Below are 17,590 nucleotides of genomic sequence, written 5' to 3'. Positions count from 1 at the left end.
CAGACAATCGAATCTGGATACCCATGAATCACACATCAAACCAAAAATGAATCCTGAATGTCGATTAGACCTAGAGCCCGCTGTTGCCGCCCGTCAGGATATCCTGAGCCCTGGACTGGCCGGAGGAACTGACATTGGACAGAGCCCTGCTGAGGAAGGTTTCTTCCTTTCCGCCCGTCGGCGTCGTGCGGCGGATCGTGTCGAACACCTTGCCGTCCTGCATCGTGTAATTCGCTATGTTCGAAACCGTTTCCTCGTCGTCGAAATAGACGGCCAGAATGGACTGCTCGACCAGGCGCGGTTTCATGAACATCGCCGAGCGCACGCGTTTTTGCGAAATGTAGTAGAAAGCTTCCTGGCCGTAATCGCCTTTGGTGGTCGGCGTTCCCAGCGAAAGCAGAACCTGTTCCTTGCTCGATCCCGGCGGTACGAGTTCAAGCGTCTGCTCGTCGACGACATAACCTTGTGTGAAGACCTCGCTGGTGCTGTTGCAGCCGGCCAAAAACGCAGCAGACAGAAGCAGCGTCGTTGTTCCGGCAATCATTCTGCGCCGTTTCGAGTTGAAAATGTGCCGCTTCAACAATATCTCCCCTACCGGTCGAGTACTCCGGGGCAGGTTCGCTTAACCTGCTCCAACCATTGCTTTTCCCGCCTGCTTCGGTAAACCAGCGGCGCTGCGGATGCAACCGGCCGGTTCGATTGTCCGCATCCAATGGCGCAATGCGGTGCCGAAAATATGGCGGCAGAGGTAAATTATGATCTTCGGGTATTTTAGCCGAAAACGCAAAAATCGGGAAATCGTCGATCGGCTCTATCGGCAGTTGACCGAGTTTGCCCGAAATCCGGCATACTATGCGCAAATGAACGTTCCGGACACTGTGATGGGACGCTTTGAGATGTTGTGTGTTGTCATGGTCCTGTTTTTTCGACGGACCGATGGCGGCAGTCCGGCGCTGCGGCAGTTGGCTCAAGACGTTGTCGACACCTTTTTCGAGGATATGGATCACGCGCTGAGAGAATTGGGTGTGGGTGATGTTTCAGTGCCGAAACGCATGAAGAGACTGGCGCGCATGTTCTATGGTCGCGCGCAATCCTGCGGCGATGCGCTGAACGACGGCAATGCCGATGAGTTGGCGGACGTGTTGTTTCGCAATATCTATCCCCCGGAACGCGCGTTCGAGGCCGGCCAATCCGAGGTCGCGGTGGAAGATATGGCGCCGCTCGCCGCCGAAGTGATGCGCCTTGATGATGTTTTCAAGCATCTGGATGAAGCGGATCTGCTGGCGGGAGTGCTCATGCCGGGTCCTGAATCGACCTCGCAGGAAAGTCGAATAAATGGCTGAAAAAAATACCGAATTATTCCACTACCGCGTCAATGTCGGGCATCTGTCCGCAAAGCCGGTGACAGTCAGTCTCGAGGCCGATTCGAAGGAGCGGCTTGAAATGGCGGAACGTTGGGGCGTTTCCAGAATCGACGATGTGTCCGCGGTTCTGGAACTCACCCGCTGGAAGCGCGATGGCGTCCGCGTCAAAGGCAGGGTGCAGGCCAGCATCGAGCAGAGCTGTGTTGTCACCCTGGAGCCTGTCACAACGACAATAGACGAGCCCGTCGATGCTCTGTTCGTTCCCGAGGGCTCGAAACTTGCCCGAATAGCCACCGACGAGAACGGCGAGATCGTGTTCGACGCCGAGGGTCCGGACATACCGGAATCATTTCACGGCGATACCATCGATGTCGGGTCGGTCTGCGAGGAATTCATCGTATTGGCAATCGATCCCTATCCGCGTAAAGAGGGCGCCGTTCTGGATTCTCCAGATGATCGGCAGCAGACGGAAGAGAAGCCGTCGCCGTTCGCCGGTCTTGAACGCTGGAAGCAACACTGAACCGGATTTACTCCGTTAAACACTGGACACGAGCCGAACTGCGGGACAATTCTGTTGTATGCCAGCCCAAAACGAGTATTTTCAGCGCGCCGGGGAGAGGGCTGACCGCCAAGACGCAGGCAGCGCCATGAGGGATTTGTAGATTGATCACCGTGTCAGTGGATGTGATGGGAGGCGATTTCGGGCCTGAAGTGGCAATTCCCGGACTTGCCAAATCTCTCGACCGATACCCCGAACTGCGATTCCAGCTCTATGGGATAGAGGAGCAGTGCGCACCGATCCTGGATCAGTTCCCGAAGCTGAAGAGCGCCAGCGAGTTTTACCATTGCGATGTCGCCGTGCGCATGGATGACAAGCCCAGCAAGGCGCTCCGGCAGGGCCGGTGGCGCTCGTCCATGTGGCGCTGCATAGAGGCGGTGAAGAACGGAGACGCCGATGTTTGCGTGTCCGCCGGCAACACCGGTGCGTTGATGGCAATGTCGCGATTCTGCCTGCGCACCATGGCCAATATCGAGCGTCCGGCGATTGCCGCGATCTGGCCCACCGTTCGAGGCGAGAGCATCGTGCTGGATGTCGGCGCGACGGTTGGTGCCGATGCCCAGCAGCTGATTGATTTTTCGATGATGGGCGCGGCCATGGCACGTGCCCTGTTTGAGATCGACCGCCCGACGGTGGGGCTGCTCAACATCGGTGTCGAGGAAATCAAGGGGCAGGAAGAGGTCAAGGAAGCGGGGCGTATTCTCAAGGCCAGCGAGTTGCCGGGCATGGACTATCGCGGCTTTGTCGAGGGTGACGATCTCGGCAAGGGCACGGTCGATGTTGTCGTGACGGAAGGGTTTTCGGGCAACATCGCCCTGAAAGCTGCCGAGGGCACGGCCCGGCAGATCGGCGAATATCTGCGCGCCGCCATGAACCGGACGTGGCTGGCGCGTCTGGGCTATCTCATGGCGAAAAGTGCTTTTGACCGGCTGCGCGAGAAAATGGACCCCAACAAGGTCAATGGCGGCGTCTTCCTGGGCCTCAACGGCATTGTGATCAAGAGCCATGGCGGCACCGACGCGGACGGTTTTGCGGCTGCTGTCGATGTTGCCCATGACATGGCGCGCAACAACCTTATTTCCAAGATCGAGGACGATTTGAAACTCTTTCACGCCAGGCTACCCGTCAACGGCGAGCTCGTGGAAGAAAATCAGGGGTGAGAATGATCCGATCAGTGGTGCGTGGTTATGGCGCCTGTCTGCCCAGGCGGGTCGTGACCAATCAGGAACTTGAAGGCGTCGTCGACACGACCGATGAGTGGATAATTCAGCGGACCGGCATCCGGCAGCGATATGTCGCCTCGGACGACGAGACCACTTGCACGCTGGGCGAGGGCGCGGCGCGCGCGGCATTGAAAAAAGCCGGCCTCACACCGGACGATATCGATCTGATCATCGTAGCCACATCGACACCCGACAACACCTTTCCGGCGGCAGCGGTCGATATCCAGAACCGGCTCGGCATGCGGCACGGTGCTGCCTTCGACGTGCAGGCCGTCTGCACCGGCTTCGTCTATGCCGTAACCACGGCGGACGCCTATCTGCGTGGCGGACTGGCGAAGCGCGCGCTGGTGATCGGTTCGGAAACCTTTTCCAGGATACTCGACTGGAAGGACCGCACGACCTGCGTGCTTTTCGGTGATGGCGCGGGCGCCATCATACTGGAAGCAGTTGAATCGGCAGGAGATCTTGGCGACCGTGGCGTTCTTGCCTCAAAGCTGCGTTCGGACGGCAGTCACAAGGACAAGCTTTATGTCGATGGCGGCCCGTCCTCGACGCAGACCGTTGGACATCTGCGCATGCAGGGCCGCGAGGTCTTCAAGCACGCCGTCGGCATGATCACTGACGTCATTGAATCCGTATTCGATGCCACCGGCATGACCGCCGAAGACATCGACTGGTTTGTTCCGCACCAGGCCAACAAGCGCATCATCGACGCGTCCGCACGCAAGCTCGGCATCGATCCCGAAAAGGTCGTCATTACCGTTGAGCGATACGGCAACACCTCCGCCGCGTCGATTCCGCTGGCGCTTGTTGACGCAATTGAGGACGGCCGCATCAAGGAAAACGACATCGTGCTTCTGGAGGCAATGGGCGGCGGCTTCACCTGGGGAGCTGTCATGGTGCGCTGGTAGCACTGTGACAAAAAGAGCACGACTTTCATATGCTTGAGATGCGGCGCAGCATAATCACGTCTTGACCGGGCCTGCCAACGTCAATACTGTTTGAGGCCTGCGGGCGTCGCCTGATAACAAAATGCGGGGATTGTTGGGTTTCAATGGGTGGTAAGACGGTCACGAGAGCGGATCTGGCGGAAGCGGTCTTCCGCAAGGTAGGACTTTCAAGAACCGAATCTGCCTCGCTTGTCGAAATGGTCATCGACGAAGTCTGCAATGCGATCGTCCGCGGTGAAAGCGTCAAGCTTTCCTCTTTCGCGACATTCCAGATCAGAGACAAGAACGAACGAATCGGCCGCAACCCGAAGACCGGTGAAGAGGTTCCGATCTCACCGCGGCGGGTAATGACATTCAAGGCGTCAAATGTTCTGAAGAAACGTGTGCTCGATGCGCACGTAAAGCGCAAGAACTCCGGTAAACTCTAGATCAATCCACACACTTTGCACTGACAGCGCTTGCATGTTTTTGCTGTGCGCGGTGCAATGCGACTCAATACTGCCGCAATAGCAGAGCTTGCTGGGAGACGGCTTGCGGCAGGGTGGCGGCGGCTTGCTACTGTTGGTTGGGATTTCAGGAGAATGGACAAAAGCCCGGACGCATTTCGTACCATTAGTGAGGTGGCGGACGAGTTGGACCTGCCACAGCACGTGTTGCGTTTTTGGGAGACACGCTTCAATCAGATAAAACCGATGAAGCGCGGTGGCGGCCGCCGTTACTATAGACCGGACGACATAGACCTTCTAAAGGGTATCCGGCACCTGCTTTACGATCATGGCTACACGATCAAGGGCGTTCAGAAACTGCTCAGGCAGAACGGCTCGAAATTCGCCGTTGCAATCGGCTCGGGAGAGGCGACGGCCGCCGAGGCGCTTGCGTCCTTCACCAAGTCCGAGGCGGCCGAAACGCCGGCTGCCGTGAATGGCGATGACGGCGGTTTCGACGGCGACCGGATCGTCGGACATGCCAAGGTGCCCGGGGACCGTGCGCAGATGCGTAGCGCACCGGGTGCAGGCGGGCCGGAAGCAACCGGCGGGCAGGGCGGTTCGGGCCTGTCAAAGGAGGACAAGGAGCTCCTCCAGGAAGCGCTTTACGATCTGCTGGAATGCAAGCGGCTTCTGGACCAGGTGCGCTGACCGGATTCCGAATCCGGTTTACGCCCGCTCGTAACGGGAAAGCGCATCAGTCCGATTCGGCAAACTCGATCGTGATGCCCTCGGGTCCTTCAAGAAATATAAGCTTGCGCTTGTTGAAATTCATCAGCTCGCTGCGGAAGGTCACGTCGGCCTGACGCAGACGTTCGACCTCCGCCTCGATGTTCTCCACGGCAAAACACAGATGATTATATCCCGGCCGCGCCAGGTTGCGGATGTCCGGGTCGGATGTGACAGTCGGTCGGCGGTAGTGCAGGAGCTGAATCTCGAAACGCGGATCTGCGCCTTTCAGAACCATGGTCACATGATCGGCCTCGACATCATCCACGCCCATATATTCGTCGAAGACGTCTCCGGATATGACTTTCTCGATTTCCGCTTCGAAGCCCAGAAGCTCGAAAAAGGCTCTGCTTGGTTCGAGCTCGGTGACGACGACCGTCACATGATCCGGATTCTTCAGCATCTGAAATCTCTCCAAGTAAAAGTAGAAAATACGAAATAATACCACTTTTGCGATGTCGTATCACCGAACTTCGTTCCGGTTTTGATGTCCCGTTTCGGGCTAACTGACGACATATCTTGACGTCGCCGAAGGGCAGGTGAAAGCCACTCCAGGCCAGGTAAAAAAAGCGGCGCCGCCATCCGGGTGTTGCCAAGTTCGGATTTTTATTCTAGTACTAGAGTAATGAAAGACGAACTGACCAACGCCGAATACGCGATCCTCGGCCTGCTGATGGAAAGACCGTGCCACGGATACGATCTCGATCGTCTGATCGAACAGCGGGGCATGCGCGAGTGGACCGAACTTGCCTTCTCATCGATCTACTACATTTTGGGCAGGCTCGAAAAACGCGGCCTCGCCGAAAGCAGGCCGGACCCGGAAAAGAAGACACGCAAGATATACCGGCCGACCGCGAAGGCGAGGGAACGGTTCACCCGCACGACCATTCGTGCCCTGTCGGAGCCGCATCCCCTTTACCCGTCCGTCCTTCTTGGATTGGCCAACTGGCCCTCGCTCGACCACGCAACAGCGATCGAAGCGCTCGAGCGGCGTGGTCGCGCGCTCGAGTCGATTGCGGCCGGTGTGGAATCGAAACGTAAGGCGGCAATGGGCCTGCCGCCTCACGTATCAGTGCTTTTCGACTACAGCCAAACCCTTCTGCGCGCCGAAATCGACTGGGTGAAACGCGCATCCGCAACGCTTGGAGACGACCATGGAAAAGATTGATTTCAAGAAAACGATGAAAGTCTGTTTCGCGCCTTCCGCGCAAGCCTTCAGCCGCATTGACGTGCCGCCGCTGAATTTTCTCATGATCGACGGCAAGGGGAGCCCCGGCGAGGATCCCGGAGGCGAATATGCACAGGCGCTTGCGGTCCTTTATCCGATGGCTTTCAAGCTCAAGTTCCTGTCGAAGAAGGAACTCGGGCGCGACTATGTGGTGCCGCCCTTGCAGGCGCTGTGGTGGGCGGATGACATGAACGTGTTCATAACCGGCGACAAGGATCAATGGCTTTGGACCGTGATGATTATGCTGCCCGACTGGATCACTGCCGAGCATTTCGAGCGTATTCGCACAGGTCTTGCCGGACAGGATGACCTGCCCGCGCTGGATAAGCTGCGGCTCGAAACCTACCATGAGGGCGATGCCGTTCAGATCATGCATATCGGACCCTATTCGGAAGAAGGCCCGGTGCTGAAGAAGCTGCACCAGGAATACCTGCCGCAGAACGGCCTTGTCGAGAATGGCAAGCACCACGAGATCTATCTCGGTGACCCGCGAAAAACCGCGCCCGAGAAACTGAAAACGGTTCTGCGTCAGCCTGTACGGGCAGCATAGCCCTGCGTGACCCGGCGTTAAATCCATCGTTTCATTGGATAAATGGCGGTTCGACGCGGACCGCCTTTGCGCTGGCCGGACTTACAACCTACATTCGGGATGCAACGTCACGATGAATCAGGGGAACTGGGCGTGAGACTATTGCGCGGCGCTGGCCGCATCAGCCTGACCGTCCTGCTTTCGACCGCCATCGGAACGCTGATACTCGTGTCCGTCGGAACGGTCCTCTTCATCACCGCCTCCGCCAATCTGAAGAATACCGTCGAGCTTCTGCGCGAAGCCGGCGCCCTGACCATGTCCAACCTCGAGACCCGCCTGCGTGATTATCTCGAGCCGGCCGAGGAACTGGCCGACTATTTCGTGTATCTGGTCGAAACCGGCAAGATCGACATGGCCAACAAGCAGCAGCTCCGGGATACTTTGCTGGGCTCTCTTGGATCTTCGCCGCAGGTTTCGGGAGTGATCATCTGGGACAAGGACCGCGTACCGGTCGTGGCGTTCGAAGATGTCGACGGCGTGGTGACACCGGTGCCGCCCGCCGCTGACAACAATCTTGCTCTGACGGAGGCCACCGCGCCCAAACAGCCGGCCTGGAGCGCGCCGGTTTCCATCGACGGAACCTCCTATATCAATCTGCAGACGGCGCTTTACCACGACGGCGAATATGTGGGTGCGTTCGCGACCGGTATCGACGTCGCCAACCTGTCCAAACTGGTTGACGAGGCCAGCGGCGCGCTCGGCATGACGGCATTCATCCTCTATGGAAACCAGCATGTTCTCGCCCATCCGCGCATGGAGGAACTTGCACCGCGCTCACGGCTGGACAGGCTGCTCAATCTTCTGTTCCTTGAAGGATTTGCCGACCGCATCCTTGCGGCCTTTCCCCGGCGGGAAACGGACATTCCTCAGGCCGGCAGCGATTTCGAGAACGCCATCGTCGAATATGGCGATCAGGGCTATCTGTTTCTGAGCAAGCAGGTCTCCGGCTACAGCCCGCAGCCATGGCGGATCGGTGTTTATGCGAATGTCGCCGATATCGGCGATCAGTTTATCCGTCTGCTGGGCTCCACGGCGGTTGCCTTCCTGGTGCTCATCGTGGCGATCGTGCTCGGCGTCCTCTTGGCCCGCTATCTGGCGCGGCCGATCATTCAGCTGTCGAAGGCGGAGGCGCAGGTCGGGGACCTTGAGCTGGAGAACATCCAGATTCCGCGCGGCTCCTTCATCCGCGAAATCAACAACCAGATCCTCGCCTTCAACCGCATGGTCGACGGATTGCGGACATTTGAGACCTATGTTCCGCGCGCGCTGGTCAGACGCATCATCTCCCAGGGCGGATCCGGCACGGTGACCTCGACCGAGAGCGATCTTGCACTGATGTTCACCGACATAATCGGATTTACCAAAATGTCGGAGAATATGGCGCCAGGAGAGGTGGCGAAATTCCTCAACGACCATTTCACCATCGTCAACGAGTGCATCGAGGCCGAAGGCGGGACCATCGACAAGTATATCGGGGATGCGGCGATGGCCTTCTGGGGCGCGCCGGATGCCCAAAGCGATCGTGCCGCGCGCGCCTGCCGGGCGGCACTCGCTATCAAGCGTAGGATGGAAGAGGCGGCGAAGGCCGGGACCGGACCGGATCTCAGGGTCAAGATTTCCCTGCATACCGGGCCGTTGATCGTCGGCAATATCGGCGCACCCGGCCGTATCAACTACACCGTGGTCGGCGATACGGTGAATACCGGAAGCCGCATCGAGGATCTGTGCGACGGCGTGGACGATGGCGCCCGCGCAATCATTCTCGTCAGCGATCAGATCGTTGCCGAGGCGGGCGAGGGCTTCGAGTTTACACCTGTCGGCAATTTCTCGGTCAAGGGCAAGACGAAGCCGGTCGAAGTTTTCCGGTTGATCGGCGAGAAGCCCGTTGGAACGAGGACAGCGCAAATCGCCGCCGAGACGGCAACGCCGGCCTGAGCACATCATGGCGGACCGAAGAACCATTGCCGCCTATGATCTGCGCATCGGCGACTATGTTCGCCTCACGAAACGCACCAGGCCGCATGCAACGCTGATGCACTTCATCGCCTGTCTGCCGTCGAACGGATTTGTCCTCGATCTGGGCTGCGGTCCCGCGAACGCCTCGGCAGTCATGCGTGAGCACGGCCTGCGGGTGGATGCCGTGGATGCGTCGGCCGAAATGGTTCAACTGGCCAATGCCACGCACGACATCAGCGCGAGGCAGGCAACGTTCGACGAACTGGACGCCGTAGATGCCTATGATGGCGTGTGGGCGAATTTCAGCCTGTTGCACGCATCGCCGGCCGATTTCCCGAGACATCTCAAGGCACTCCACCGCGCGCTGGTTCCGGATGGCGTGTTCCATATCGGTATGAAGCTTGGCGGCGGTGAGGCGCGAGACAGGCTTGACCGCTACTATGCCTACTATTCGCAAGATGAGCTGTCGGATCATCTCGAACACGCCGGTTTTCGCATCGACCGGATCGTTACCGGCGAGGACCCCGGGCTGGCCGGCGACGTCGAGCCATGGATTGCGATGACGTCAACCGCAACTAGCGCATGCCCATGAGATTGGCGATCAGCGCCGTCTCTTCCTGCTTCAGTCGCTCGGCAAGCTGGTGCGCCTTGTCTTCCTCATATTCAAAGTGCGAGCCGACGATAAACGCGCAGCGCTGCGACGCGCTGACGGCCGCATCGGCGACGGCCCTTTCGACGATCTTCGCGATCGCGACACGCTCCTCCTCGGATACGGAAGAAGCAGCCTCGCAGATTTCGTTCACAGCTTTGTCGGCAACAGATTTCAGCGACATTTATTTTTTGCCTTGTTCATTTGGCCGCCCTGTCAGGGCGAATCCCGATATCGTATAGAGCATTGCACAAGTTTCATAGAGGCCGAAAGATCGCTCAGGATTGAGGCGGATCGGTGTCTGGAGCGAGTTGTGATTAGATTGACGCATTTGACCGCGGCGATTTTGGTCACTGGCCAGGCGGGTTGCACGTCGTGGTGTTCCCTCACCACAAGCGCGAGCCAACGACGCCAGAGGCCAAAATCGCACGGCCCATTCCATATTCGTTTCCAATATCTTCTCCCCTTTCAAGGGTGGGGAAAATCGGCCCATCGGACGTCGTTGTGCCGCTTGCCCGATGCGCTGCATCGCGCTGCGCGACGCGCCTAGCCGAGTGAACCGATTTTCCTCCATCAAATGCGTCAATCTAATCACAACTCGCTCTAGCGCAAATCTAACTCAGATTTGCTCTGGAACTAAGCTTTTGGGCGGTAACGATAAACACCGTTCTTTTTACCGATCGGCATAAAAAGGCCAGAGCGCACAATCGCGCCCGGAACAAACGCTTTTGTGGGAAACAACCAGACTGCCATTACGCCCTCCGGCCGCAGCACACGGTGCATTTCGGGCAGCAGCTTGCCGAGCGGGAGGGTCGGGAACGGCACAACGCCGAACAGCAAGGCCAAATCCACACTATTGTCGTTCAGTCCGGTGTGTAATGCGTCACGCCGAATGGCTTCGACATTTCCCAGACCCGCTTCCCGGGCCTTGTCAGCCACGTTCGCAACGAAATCCGACAAGGGATCCATTGCAATCAGCAGTCCCTCGTCGCCGATCATGCGCGCCGCTTCGAGCGTGAAGAAGCCCGATCCGCAGCCAACCTCCAGAACGGTCTGGCCGGGCTTGATGCCGGCGCCTTCCAGGGTTCGCCGAGGCGGCATAAGCAGGTGCCGCAGAGGACTGTTCATCAGTTTGCCGCCAAGCAATGCGGCGAGGTTTATTAACCGGGATTGCCCGAGCCTTTCCGTGTTCATATCGGCACTCCTGTCACGTGTCGGCACGATCACCGGGATAGCGACAGGCGGCTAGCGCGTGCCGACACCCATCAGCACGGTCATCGCGTCGCCCATGCCCTCCATGACAAACGCCTCCAGAACCCTTGTATCCGCCAATCCGGCGTCCTTGCAGGCGGCTGAAATCTCCGCCGATGTCAGTCCGAAACCGCCGTCGCCGGATTTCAGCCAGTCCCATTGAACAAAGAGGCCGCCTTCGCGCAGCAGCGGCACCAGATTGCCCACGATCGTCCTGTAGTCCGGTACGAATGCAAGAGCCGATGAGGCGACGATCAGATCGAACGGTTGCCCAAGCGCCGGCAGGTTCACCGTTGACGGGGCGTCGATGTCCACGCAGAGAGCGATAACGTTTTCGATGGACTTGGACTTCAGCACATCGATCATCGCGGACGACGTGTCGATGGCCACGATCTGCCCGGCAACCGGTGCAAGCTTTTCACTGAGCAATCCCGTTCCGCAGCCGAAATCCAGCACCCGGCCATACCGGTTTGCCCCGATAGCGGGGCCGGTGTGTTCTTTCAGCGAGGCAAATGCCTTGTCGGCATAGGCCCGCACGTCGGGATTGTCATCCCAGTCGCGGGCGTGTTCGTCCCAGGTTCCGCTCATGACATCTGCCCCATGCAAATAGCCTGTACTGATGGTCGTGTGCCGGCACTTTACGCCGAAACGTAGGCTTTGGAAGCCGTCGCCCGGTCGATCAGGCCGTTGATGGTTGCATCGAACGGCTGTTTAATGCCGGGCAAACATGTCCCGGCCGGAGTCTGCACGATGTCGACAGCCCCGCATTACGAAATCGATCCGCAAGCCTTCTGGGCTGATCCCTATCCGGATCTTGCCAATATGCGAAGAGACGCGCCGATCGCCTATGTGCCGCAACTGGGCGCGACGCTCTTCACTCGGCGTGACGACATCTTCACGTGCGAGAAGAATGTCGAGGTGTTTTCGTCGGACCAGCCGGGCGGGCTGATGAATGTCCTCATGGGTCAGAACATGATGCGCAAGGACGGCGAAGCGCACATGGCCGAGCGCAAGCTCTATTTTCCGGCGGTCTCGGTGCGCGCTGTGCGCGATGTGTGGAAGGCACAGTTCCAGGATCATGCCCGTGCCATCCTCGAGGCGCTGCGGCCCCAGGGCCGGGGCGATCTGGTGGAGCACTATGCGATGCCGCTTTCGGCCCAGTCGCTGAAATCGATGACTGGTCTGGTCAATATGCGCTTTGAGGATATGGATGCCTGGAGCCAGGCAATGATCGACGGCGTATCGAACTATGCCGGTGACCCGGCGGTGGAGGAACGGTGTCACCGGGCAACCGCCGGCATCGATGCCGCCATCGATGACATGCTGCCTGTGGTCCGCGCCAAACCGGACCGGAGCCTTTTGTCTGTGATGCTTGAAGCCGGCATGCCCATGGAAAACATCCGCGCCAACATCAAGCTGACGATTTCCGGCGGCCAGAACGAACCGCGCGACGCGATTGCCGGATGCATATGGGCGCTGCTGAGCCATCCGGAACAGATGGCGCTGCTAGAAGAGGGGACGGTCTCTTGGCAACAGGTGTTCGAGGAATATTGCCGCTGGATCTCCCCGATCGGCATGTCCCCGCGCCGCGTTGCAAGAGCCTATGAATTCGGTGGCGTAAGCTTTGAACCCGAGGAACGCATCTTTTTCATGTTTTCGTCTGCGAACCGGGATGAGGGGCTTTTTGAGGACGCCGACCGGTTCGATGCGTCCCGGGATACGCAAAAGAGCATTCCTTTCGGCGCGGGGCCGCATTTCTGCGCCGGGGCGGCGGCATCGCGGGCAATGGTGGCCGAGGTCGCGCTGCCCATGATCTTCGAACACATCGCGGGATTGCAGCTTGACGACAGCGAGCCCGTCAGGGTGGGTGGATGGGCCTTTCGCGGTCCGCTCAACCTGCCAGCGGTTTGGAAGGCTTGAAAGGTGCCATGCGCAACCGCGGGATGATCCGCATTCCGGTCACGATTCCTCGTAGATGCACAGCAGTTTCTTCGCCGTGAAACGGGCCTCGTTCGGATAGCCGAATGCGTTGTTCACATAGAGTATGCCGTCCCGCGTCACCCGCCGGTTGATATGGCTGTGGCCGTAGATGTGGATGGATGAACCCGCGCGGCGGATCTGGGCATCGAGCAGTTCCGTTCCGAGTACCGGAAACAGCATGCGCGAGCGCGGCGGTGCGAATGTCGGCATCAGGCCAATGCGCGGCATGAAATGGGAGAAGGTAATGACCACCGGGTTCGCTGGACGCGAGACCGGTTCGTTCATTTCAATAAACCGTTCGGCAACGCTCCGTTCACTGGTTCCGTCCGGCCAACGGCATGCCCGATAATCCATCCAGCGCCTTTTGAGCTCATCAGAAGGCTGGCCGAAGGAATAGTCGTACCAGGAAAGCAATGGCACGATCGATACAGCGCCCAGGTCAAGCGGTTGCATGAGCGCGCCTCCGTTTCGAACGGCATTCTGTACATGGCTGAATTTGTCGAAGGAATCTGCGATACCCTTGTCGCGCAAGACCCACAGATCGTGGTTCCCGGGCACATAAAGCACGTGGCGAAACCGCGTGGCGAGCAGGGACAGGTTCTTTTCGATACGGGGCAGCGAGTCCGACAGGTCACCGGCAAGGATCAGCGCATCGTTGGTGAAATCGGCAAGCGAGAGCGCTTCGACCCAGCGGCCGTTTTCGCGATAGTCGACATGCAGATCGGAAATGGTGAATACCCGCATCTCCCGAACGGCCCCTCAGACCTGCGCCGGGGCGCACGGGTGGAGGTGCGCCGGAAGGAAGGGGCTCAACTGGTGCCGGCCTTGGCCTGATCCTTGCCATTCCCGGAGGCCGCTTCTGTCTCTGTCGTCGTGGCCGTATCCGCCTGCGCATCGGTCGCCGTGGCCGGTTGCGGCATCTGCGAGCGATACTGGCGTGCAAAGCTCGCTATGCGCTCCGCGCGCTCCATGGCACTCTCCTCGGCGGACTTTTCTTCCGGCGCGGGTTCAGCCGCTTTCTTGAGCTGGGCGTCGGCGAGCACACGCAGATGGTTTTCCACCAGGATGACGCTCGCCAGCAGGCCGCCGACCACGACGGCGATCAGGAATCCGGCGGCAAATCCGATCAGCGCGCCTTCCCAGGGCTGGGCATCCATTTCCGCGGACTGGATGTAGCCGACGACCGGACCACCGACAATGCAAAGTACCGCCAGGACGCGGATGATGCCGGATAGGAAATCGACGAGAATGCGCAGCATTTTGGTTCCTGATGCCTGTTGTGACGAGAGTTTCTACAGGTCAACAACCTACTGCATTTCTTGAAGGCGTGTCTTGCCTTATTTGGGTCGGAAGGGCGGTATCGACAAGTTTGCTTAACGGCCGCGGCGCGCGCTCTATGTCGCGCCTTTGGCGGATTTTTCAACCTTGCGGGCCGTCCCGATGGTGGCGCGGACCACCTTTGGCTTGTTGGCGGGCCGCGTCACGTTGCGGACAAAGACGCTGATGGCTTCATCGACCGTCCTTGCCGATTTGAAACTCGGAAACCGGCTTGCTTCTTTCAGGATAAGGGAAATGTTGTAATCGGCATTGGTCAGGTTCGACACCGAGTGGCCCTTGCCAAGCCCGTTGCTCCTGTTCATCTGAAACAGTCCGAAACAATTGCAGCCACGGTTGTGGGCCTTCGGATTGAGCGTCGATTCGCGGATTGCAACAGAAACGGCCGCCACCTGCTGCGGTCGGCCGTAACCGGCTGCGGCAAACCGTGACGTGATCTTGTTCGCGATTTGGGTCTGCGCCGCATTATAGCCGCTTAACTGGTCGAATTGCACCGTACCGGACCGGCTGGCGATGGGCAAAGGCACATTCGTTTTTTCGTCAGCGACGGTTGATGAGCAGGCGGCGAGCATCAGTGCGGCGGCCGCGAGGCCGAGGATTTGGTTCTTCATTGGCTGTCTGTTTGTTTACGGGCTATGCGGACGACGTCACTCCGCGTTACCGCCGTCCAAAGCCGGCAATGTGTTGGAAATGTGGCGAAACCCTTGGCAGCCAAGTATCATCCGGTCTTTCCGTCAGTGCATTGCAAAAATATCACGGTCTTGACGAATAGTCTTCGCGGTAGCAGGCGAAATTCTCTTTGGTTATAGTCGGCTCGACAAATGCGAACGTCCAATATTTCGGACCAACGGAGGCTGCTTGATGAGATCGCGCGTTGCCGGACGAATGACCACGGCGTTGTTGGCCGTTTTTCTTGCTTTTGGCGCATCACACTTCGCCGAAGCGCAGGTCCTGAAAGGCGTTGGAAAGGCGCTGAGGGAAACCGGCGAGGCGATCGGCAAGGGGGTCGACAAGACGGGCGAGGCAATCGAGAAAGGCGTTCGCGAAACCGGAGACGCCATCAAGGGCGATCGGAAACAACCCGCGACGACGATCATAGAGCCTGCCTATCTTTTCGTTCAGCAGGCCGGGGCGTTCCGCTTCAAGGACGGCAAGCTGACCCTGCAGAGGCTCGCACCGTCGACATTCTACTTTACCGACAGGCCGGTGCGCGACGCTGGATTTGTCGGTCACGAGGAATTCGTGAAACTGTGGTCGGCTGACCAGTCGGACGGCTTTGCGGCCGACCCTCCCAGTGCGGCCCTGGCAATCGACGGGCTGAAATCGGCAGAACCCATGGTGGTTACGCTTTTGGAAGCCCGGTTGGACGGGGCGGATATAATCTATACGGTCGACGTCAAGTCAGGGACACTTCCCGTCGAGGCAAAAGACGTTGCCCTGTTCATCGATACATTGAACTTCCGGCCCGCCAACGGCTACCGCTTTCTCGACTTTCTGGCGCGCAACTAACACCCATGCCAGATGGCGGTACTTGCAATTATTAACTGCGGCAAGTAATAAAAACAGTGCAACAGATCCGTGGCCTGGTGCCGTGCAGAACGATATTGCAGGCACAGAGCGTTGCGCATGGCTCCTCCTGCCAGGAGCCAGTGCAACGGCGGATCGGGCGGTGTTGCACGGGCTGTTTTTCGGGGGACGAGGCGCGATATCCCGAAGGATTGCGGTGCCGGCATGGGGATACAAACTGTGTTTGTATCCCCAACGCATTTGTTGAGCCCGAAAATCGCGCTTGTCAGGAAAACTCGTAGTTGGTGACATGGGCGCCGGCGCTTCCTACCGGACAGATTTTGCGCGCTGAAATGCGCGAACTCCCGCCACAAAAAAGTTTCGGGCGTGGACTATATTCGGCAATTGTGCAATTTGGCCGCAGCCAATAATAATGCGGCGATGCCGAGGAATCGCATATTTGTCGTCGAGCCCCAGCTTGTGTTTGTGGACGGCCATGAACACACCCAGATCAAGGCGATCAGGAAGCTTCTGCCCGGTTGTGACGTAATCACCCTGACGCGGCGGGGCTTCAAGCTTTCGCGGACTTTGGATCCTGAGGCCGTGCACCCCGTTCTGCCGTCCGCCGGAACCGCATCGGACCGGAGGGGACAAGGCCCTGGCAATGACGGATCGGCGGTCGGGCCGTCGGTAGGGGACCGGTATCGTGCGTTTGCCGAGGCGCTTGGCGACGCGCTGAACGCGCTGCAGGCGACCGACTCGGACCTTGTTCTGGTGCCTTCGGCTGGCCGGGAAACGATCTCGGCCGCAATCCTTCTCCAGGAAACGGGCGCGGGTGGTGCGGTTCCGGCGATTAGATTGCGTATTTTGAGCGATGAGATTGTCGCTGGCCTGGATGCGCAACTGTTGCAGCGGCTCCGCGAATGCTGCGCGGCCGGTCGGATCGGTATTCTGACCGAGACGGCTGAACTGCAGGCGCATATTGAAAGCCGTTACCGGCTTCCGGTTTCCGGAAGGCTGATGCTGCCCTGCGTTGTCATGCCGGGTGACGCAAGGCTGCAGCCGGTCGCGAAACAGCCGGGCGAGGAGTTCAAGGTCGGAATACTTGGAAGGCAGAGGGCCGAGAAAGGCAGCTATCGCGTGCCGGCCATCCTGAATCAACTGCGCGCACTTGCCGCCGAAAATGACAGTGGGCAACGGTTCCGTTTCGTCTATCAGGCCGTCAAGAGCAAGCGCGCCCGAAGGTTGGTTCTTGAAATCAGGACCTGGTTGGGCGCCCGCAAGAACCCGGACGTAACAATTCAGTATCTGACAAGCGGAATGTCAGACGACGAATTTCGCAAGCTTGTCCATGATGTCGATATCCTGCTTCTGCCTTACAGCACCAGGCGCTACGGCATGAGCGGTTCCGGCATCATTCTCGATGGTGTGCTTTCCCATAAACCCATGGTCTTCAGTCGCGGCATGGCCAATGCCGAACTGCTGTCTCTGGGCAATGCGGAGGCGGCGGCCAGCGACCGGGAATTTGCCGAAAAGATACTGAAAGTCGCGTCCAGTTATGAAGACTACCGGCAAGGCGCGGCGAACGCTGCGGAATACTACTCACGCATGGTGGATGCGCAAATGGCCGACGTGTTCGGAATAGCCGACGAGGTGGTGCAGGGTAAGGGCTGAACCCGATCGGCCAAGGCAATCATGACAATCGGTATTTGCCCGGCCTGAGAGATAGGTAACAAAACGTACCGGACACATAGGTAACACTTTTCGCTTTTGCGTGAGGTGTCGA

Annotated in this window: 21 protein-coding genes; 13 read left to right on the top strand and 8 right to left on the bottom strand. The window is 58.8% G+C overall.

Features of this window, described 5'->3' with window-relative positions:
* Positions 1-70: 70 nt before the first annotated feature.
* A complete protein-coding gene (locus OOZ53_RS25895) occupies positions 71-544 on the bottom strand; it encodes an outer membrane protein assembly factor BamE (RefSeq protein WP_271092694.1) in 474 nt (157 codons plus the stop codon).
* A 211-nt stretch (positions 545-755) separates the two neighbouring features.
* On the opposite strand from OOZ53_RS25895, the gene OOZ53_RS25890 reads away from it, so the two are divergent.
* From OOZ53_RS25890 to OOZ53_RS25865, 6 genes are all read left to right on the top strand, one after another.
* Positions 756-1,343, top strand: a complete 588-nt coding sequence (locus OOZ53_RS25890; protein WP_271092693.1) for a ubiquinol-cytochrome C chaperone family protein — start codon at positions 756-758, stop codon at positions 1,341-1,343.
* On the top strand, positions 1,336-1,884 hold the full coding sequence (locus tag OOZ53_RS25885; protein ID WP_271092692.1) for a YceD family protein: 549 nt from the start codon (positions 1,336-1,338) through the stop codon (positions 1,882-1,884). Before OOZ53_RS25890 ends, OOZ53_RS25885 begins: the two co-directional genes overlap by 8 nt.
* 143 nt (positions 1,885-2,027) lie before the next feature.
* The gene (gene plsX / locus OOZ53_RS25880) at positions 2,028-3,083 is read left to right on the top strand and encodes a phosphate acyltransferase PlsX (protein ID WP_271092691.1); all 1,056 of its coding nucleotides are present in this window, start codon (positions 2,028-2,030) and stop codon (positions 3,081-3,083) included.
* A gap of 2 nt (positions 3,084-3,085) precedes the next feature.
* Entirely contained in the window at positions 3,086-4,057 is a 972-nt protein-coding gene (locus tag OOZ53_RS25875) for a beta-ketoacyl-ACP synthase III (protein ID WP_271092690.1), read from the top strand.
* Positions 4,058-4,200: 143 nt separating this feature from the next.
* Positions 4,201-4,524: an integration host factor subunit alpha gene (locus OOZ53_RS25870; RefSeq protein ID WP_271092689.1), complete on the top strand. Its 324-nt coding sequence runs from the start codon at positions 4,201-4,203 to the stop codon at positions 4,522-4,524.
* Positions 4,525-4,677: 153 nt separating this feature from the next.
* Entirely contained in the window at positions 4,678-5,232 is a 555-nt protein-coding gene (locus OOZ53_RS25865; RefSeq protein WP_271092688.1) for a MerR family transcriptional regulator, read from the top strand.
* 46 nt (positions 5,233-5,278) lie between these two features.
* On the opposite strand, the gene OOZ53_RS25860 is transcribed toward OOZ53_RS25865, so the two are convergent.
* Positions 5,279-5,713, bottom strand: a complete 435-nt coding sequence (locus OOZ53_RS25860; protein ID WP_271092687.1) for a VOC family protein — start codon at positions 5,711-5,713, stop codon at positions 5,279-5,281.
* A 222-nt stretch (positions 5,714-5,935) separates the two neighbouring features.
* On the opposite strand from OOZ53_RS25860, the gene OOZ53_RS25855 reads away from it, so the two are divergent.
* The 4 genes from OOZ53_RS25855 (at position 5,936) to OOZ53_RS25840 (ending at position 9,675) form a co-directional block, all read left to right on the top strand.
* Positions 5,936-6,478 carry a PadR family transcriptional regulator gene (locus OOZ53_RS25855; protein WP_271092686.1) on the top strand — a complete coding sequence of 181 codons (543 nt, stop codon included), beginning with the start codon at positions 5,936-5,938 and terminating at the stop codon, positions 6,476-6,478.
* Entirely contained in the window at positions 6,465-7,088 is a 624-nt protein-coding gene (locus OOZ53_RS25850; protein ID WP_271092685.1) for a GyrI-like domain-containing protein, read from the top strand. The genes OOZ53_RS25855 and OOZ53_RS25850 overlap by 14 nt, the downstream gene beginning before the upstream one ends.
* Before the next feature lie 132 nt (positions 7,089-7,220).
* A complete protein-coding gene (locus OOZ53_RS25845) occupies positions 7,221-9,062 on the top strand; it encodes an adenylate/guanylate cyclase domain-containing protein (RefSeq protein WP_271092684.1) in 1,842 nt (613 codons plus the stop codon).
* Between the two features lie 7 nt (positions 9,063-9,069).
* Positions 9,070-9,675, top strand: a complete 606-nt coding sequence (locus tag OOZ53_RS25840) for a class I SAM-dependent DNA methyltransferase (RefSeq protein WP_271092683.1) — start codon at positions 9,070-9,072, stop codon at positions 9,673-9,675.
* Here OOZ53_RS25840 and OOZ53_RS25835 read toward each other — a convergent pair.
* From OOZ53_RS25835 to OOZ53_RS25825, 3 genes are all read right to left on the bottom strand, one after another.
* Positions 9,659-9,916 (bottom strand): hypothetical protein, encoded by a 258-nt coding sequence (locus tag OOZ53_RS25835; protein ID WP_271092682.1) that lies wholly within the window; start codon positions 9,914-9,916, stop codon positions 9,659-9,661. The genes OOZ53_RS25840 and OOZ53_RS25835 overlap by 17 nt on opposite strands.
* 452 nt (positions 9,917-10,368) lie before the next feature.
* Entirely contained in the window at positions 10,369-10,926 is a 558-nt protein-coding gene (locus tag OOZ53_RS25830) for a class I SAM-dependent methyltransferase (RefSeq protein WP_271092681.1), read from the bottom strand.
* Between the two features lie 51 nt (positions 10,927-10,977).
* Positions 10,978-11,571 (bottom strand): class I SAM-dependent DNA methyltransferase, encoded by a 594-nt coding sequence (locus OOZ53_RS25825; protein WP_271092680.1) that lies wholly within the window; start codon positions 11,569-11,571, stop codon positions 10,978-10,980.
* Positions 11,572-11,733: 162 nt separating this feature from the next.
* Between OOZ53_RS25825 and OOZ53_RS25820 the strand changes: the two genes are divergently transcribed.
* Positions 11,734-12,903 (top strand): cytochrome P450, encoded by a 1,170-nt coding sequence (locus OOZ53_RS25820; protein ID WP_271092678.1) that lies wholly within the window; start codon positions 11,734-11,736, stop codon positions 12,901-12,903.
* 39 nt (positions 12,904-12,942) lie between these two features.
* On the opposite strand, the gene OOZ53_RS25815 is transcribed toward OOZ53_RS25820, so the two are convergent.
* From OOZ53_RS25815 to OOZ53_RS25805, 3 genes are all read right to left on the bottom strand, one after another.
* Positions 12,943-13,707, bottom strand: coding sequence for a metallophosphoesterase (locus OOZ53_RS25815; protein ID WP_271092677.1), 765 nt, complete (start codon positions 13,705-13,707; stop codon positions 12,943-12,945).
* Between the two features lie 65 nt (positions 13,708-13,772).
* Positions 13,773-14,222, bottom strand: a complete 450-nt coding sequence (locus tag OOZ53_RS25810; RefSeq protein WP_271092676.1) for a hypothetical protein — start codon at positions 14,220-14,222, stop codon at positions 13,773-13,775.
* A 135-nt stretch (positions 14,223-14,357) separates the two neighbouring features.
* Entirely contained in the window at positions 14,358-14,909 is a 552-nt protein-coding gene (locus tag OOZ53_RS25805) for a phage tail tip lysozyme (protein ID WP_271092675.1), read from the bottom strand.
* 250 nt (positions 14,910-15,159) lie between these two features.
* Between OOZ53_RS25805 and OOZ53_RS25800 the strand changes: the two genes are divergently transcribed.
* Entirely contained in the window at positions 15,160-15,807 is a 648-nt protein-coding gene (locus OOZ53_RS25800; protein ID WP_271092674.1) for a hypothetical protein, read from the top strand.
* Positions 15,808-16,245: 438 nt separating this feature from the next.
* Positions 16,246-17,478 (top strand): hypothetical protein, encoded by a 1,233-nt coding sequence (locus OOZ53_RS25795; RefSeq protein ID WP_271092673.1) that lies wholly within the window; start codon positions 16,246-16,248, stop codon positions 17,476-17,478.
* The last annotated feature ends 112 nt before the right edge of the window (positions 17,479-17,590 follow it).

It is taken from the genome of Allohoeflea poritis (genome assembly GCF_027889715.1).
Classification (GTDB): Bacteria; Pseudomonadota; Alphaproteobacteria; order Rhizobiales; family Rhizobiaceae; genus Hoeflea_A; species Hoeflea_A poritis.
Note: the sequence above shows the minus strand (reverse complement) of the source record. Positions and strands in the feature narration are given on the sequence as shown.

Excerpts from the sequence above, each read along its gene's own strand:
- OOZ53_RS25895 (WP_271092694.1), bottom strand. The coding sequence starts at position 544 with ATGATTGCCGGAACAACGACGCTGCTTCTGTCTGCTGCGTTTTTGGCC.
- OOZ53_RS25890 (WP_271092693.1), top strand. The coding sequence starts at position 756 with ATGATCTTCGGGTATTTTAGCCGAAAACGCAAAAATCGGGAAATCGTC.
- OOZ53_RS25885 (WP_271092692.1), top strand. The coding sequence starts at position 1,336 with ATGGCTGAAAAAAATACCGAATTATTCCACTACCGCGTCAATGTCGGG.
- OOZ53_RS25875 (WP_271092690.1), top strand. The coding sequence starts at position 3,086 with ATGATCCGATCAGTGGTGCGTGGTTATGGCGCCTGTCTGCCCAGGCGG.
- OOZ53_RS25870 (WP_271092689.1), top strand. The coding sequence starts at position 4,201 with ATGGGTGGTAAGACGGTCACGAGAGCGGATCTGGCGGAAGCGGTCTTC.
- OOZ53_RS25865 (WP_271092688.1), top strand. The coding sequence starts at position 4,678 with ATGGACAAAAGCCCGGACGCATTTCGTACCATTAGTGAGGTGGCGGAC.
- OOZ53_RS25860 (WP_271092687.1), bottom strand. The coding sequence starts at position 5,713 with ATGCTGAAGAATCCGGATCATGTGACGGTCGTCGTCACCGAGCTCGAA.
- OOZ53_RS25855 (WP_271092686.1), top strand. The coding sequence starts at position 5,936 with ATGAAAGACGAACTGACCAACGCCGAATACGCGATCCTCGGCCTGCTG.
- OOZ53_RS25850 (WP_271092685.1), top strand. The coding sequence starts at position 6,465 with ATGGAAAAGATTGATTTCAAGAAAACGATGAAAGTCTGTTTCGCGCCT.
- OOZ53_RS25840 (WP_271092683.1), top strand. The coding sequence starts at position 9,070 with ATGGCGGACCGAAGAACCATTGCCGCCTATGATCTGCGCATCGGCGAC.
- OOZ53_RS25835 (WP_271092682.1), bottom strand. The coding sequence starts at position 9,916 with ATGTCGCTGAAATCTGTTGCCGACAAAGCTGTGAACGAAATCTGCGAG.
- OOZ53_RS25830 (WP_271092681.1), bottom strand. The coding sequence starts at position 10,926 with ATGAACACGGAAAGGCTCGGGCAATCCCGGTTAATAAACCTCGCCGCA.
- OOZ53_RS25825 (WP_271092680.1), bottom strand. The coding sequence starts at position 11,571 with ATGAGCGGAACCTGGGACGAACACGCCCGCGACTGGGATGACAATCCC.
- OOZ53_RS25820 (WP_271092678.1), top strand. The coding sequence starts at position 11,734 with ATGTCGACAGCCCCGCATTACGAAATCGATCCGCAAGCCTTCTGGGCT.
- OOZ53_RS25815 (WP_271092677.1), bottom strand. The coding sequence starts at position 13,707 with ATGCGGGTATTCACCATTTCCGATCTGCATGTCGACTATCGCGAAAAC.
- OOZ53_RS25810 (WP_271092676.1), bottom strand. The coding sequence starts at position 14,222 with ATGCTGCGCATTCTCGTCGATTTCCTATCCGGCATCATCCGCGTCCTG.
- OOZ53_RS25805 (WP_271092675.1), bottom strand. The coding sequence starts at position 14,909 with ATGAAGAACCAAATCCTCGGCCTCGCGGCCGCCGCACTGATGCTCGCC.
- OOZ53_RS25800 (WP_271092674.1), top strand. The coding sequence starts at position 15,160 with ATGAGATCGCGCGTTGCCGGACGAATGACCACGGCGTTGTTGGCCGTT.
- OOZ53_RS25795 (WP_271092673.1), top strand. The coding sequence starts at position 16,246 with ATGCCGAGGAATCGCATATTTGTCGTCGAGCCCCAGCTTGTGTTTGTG.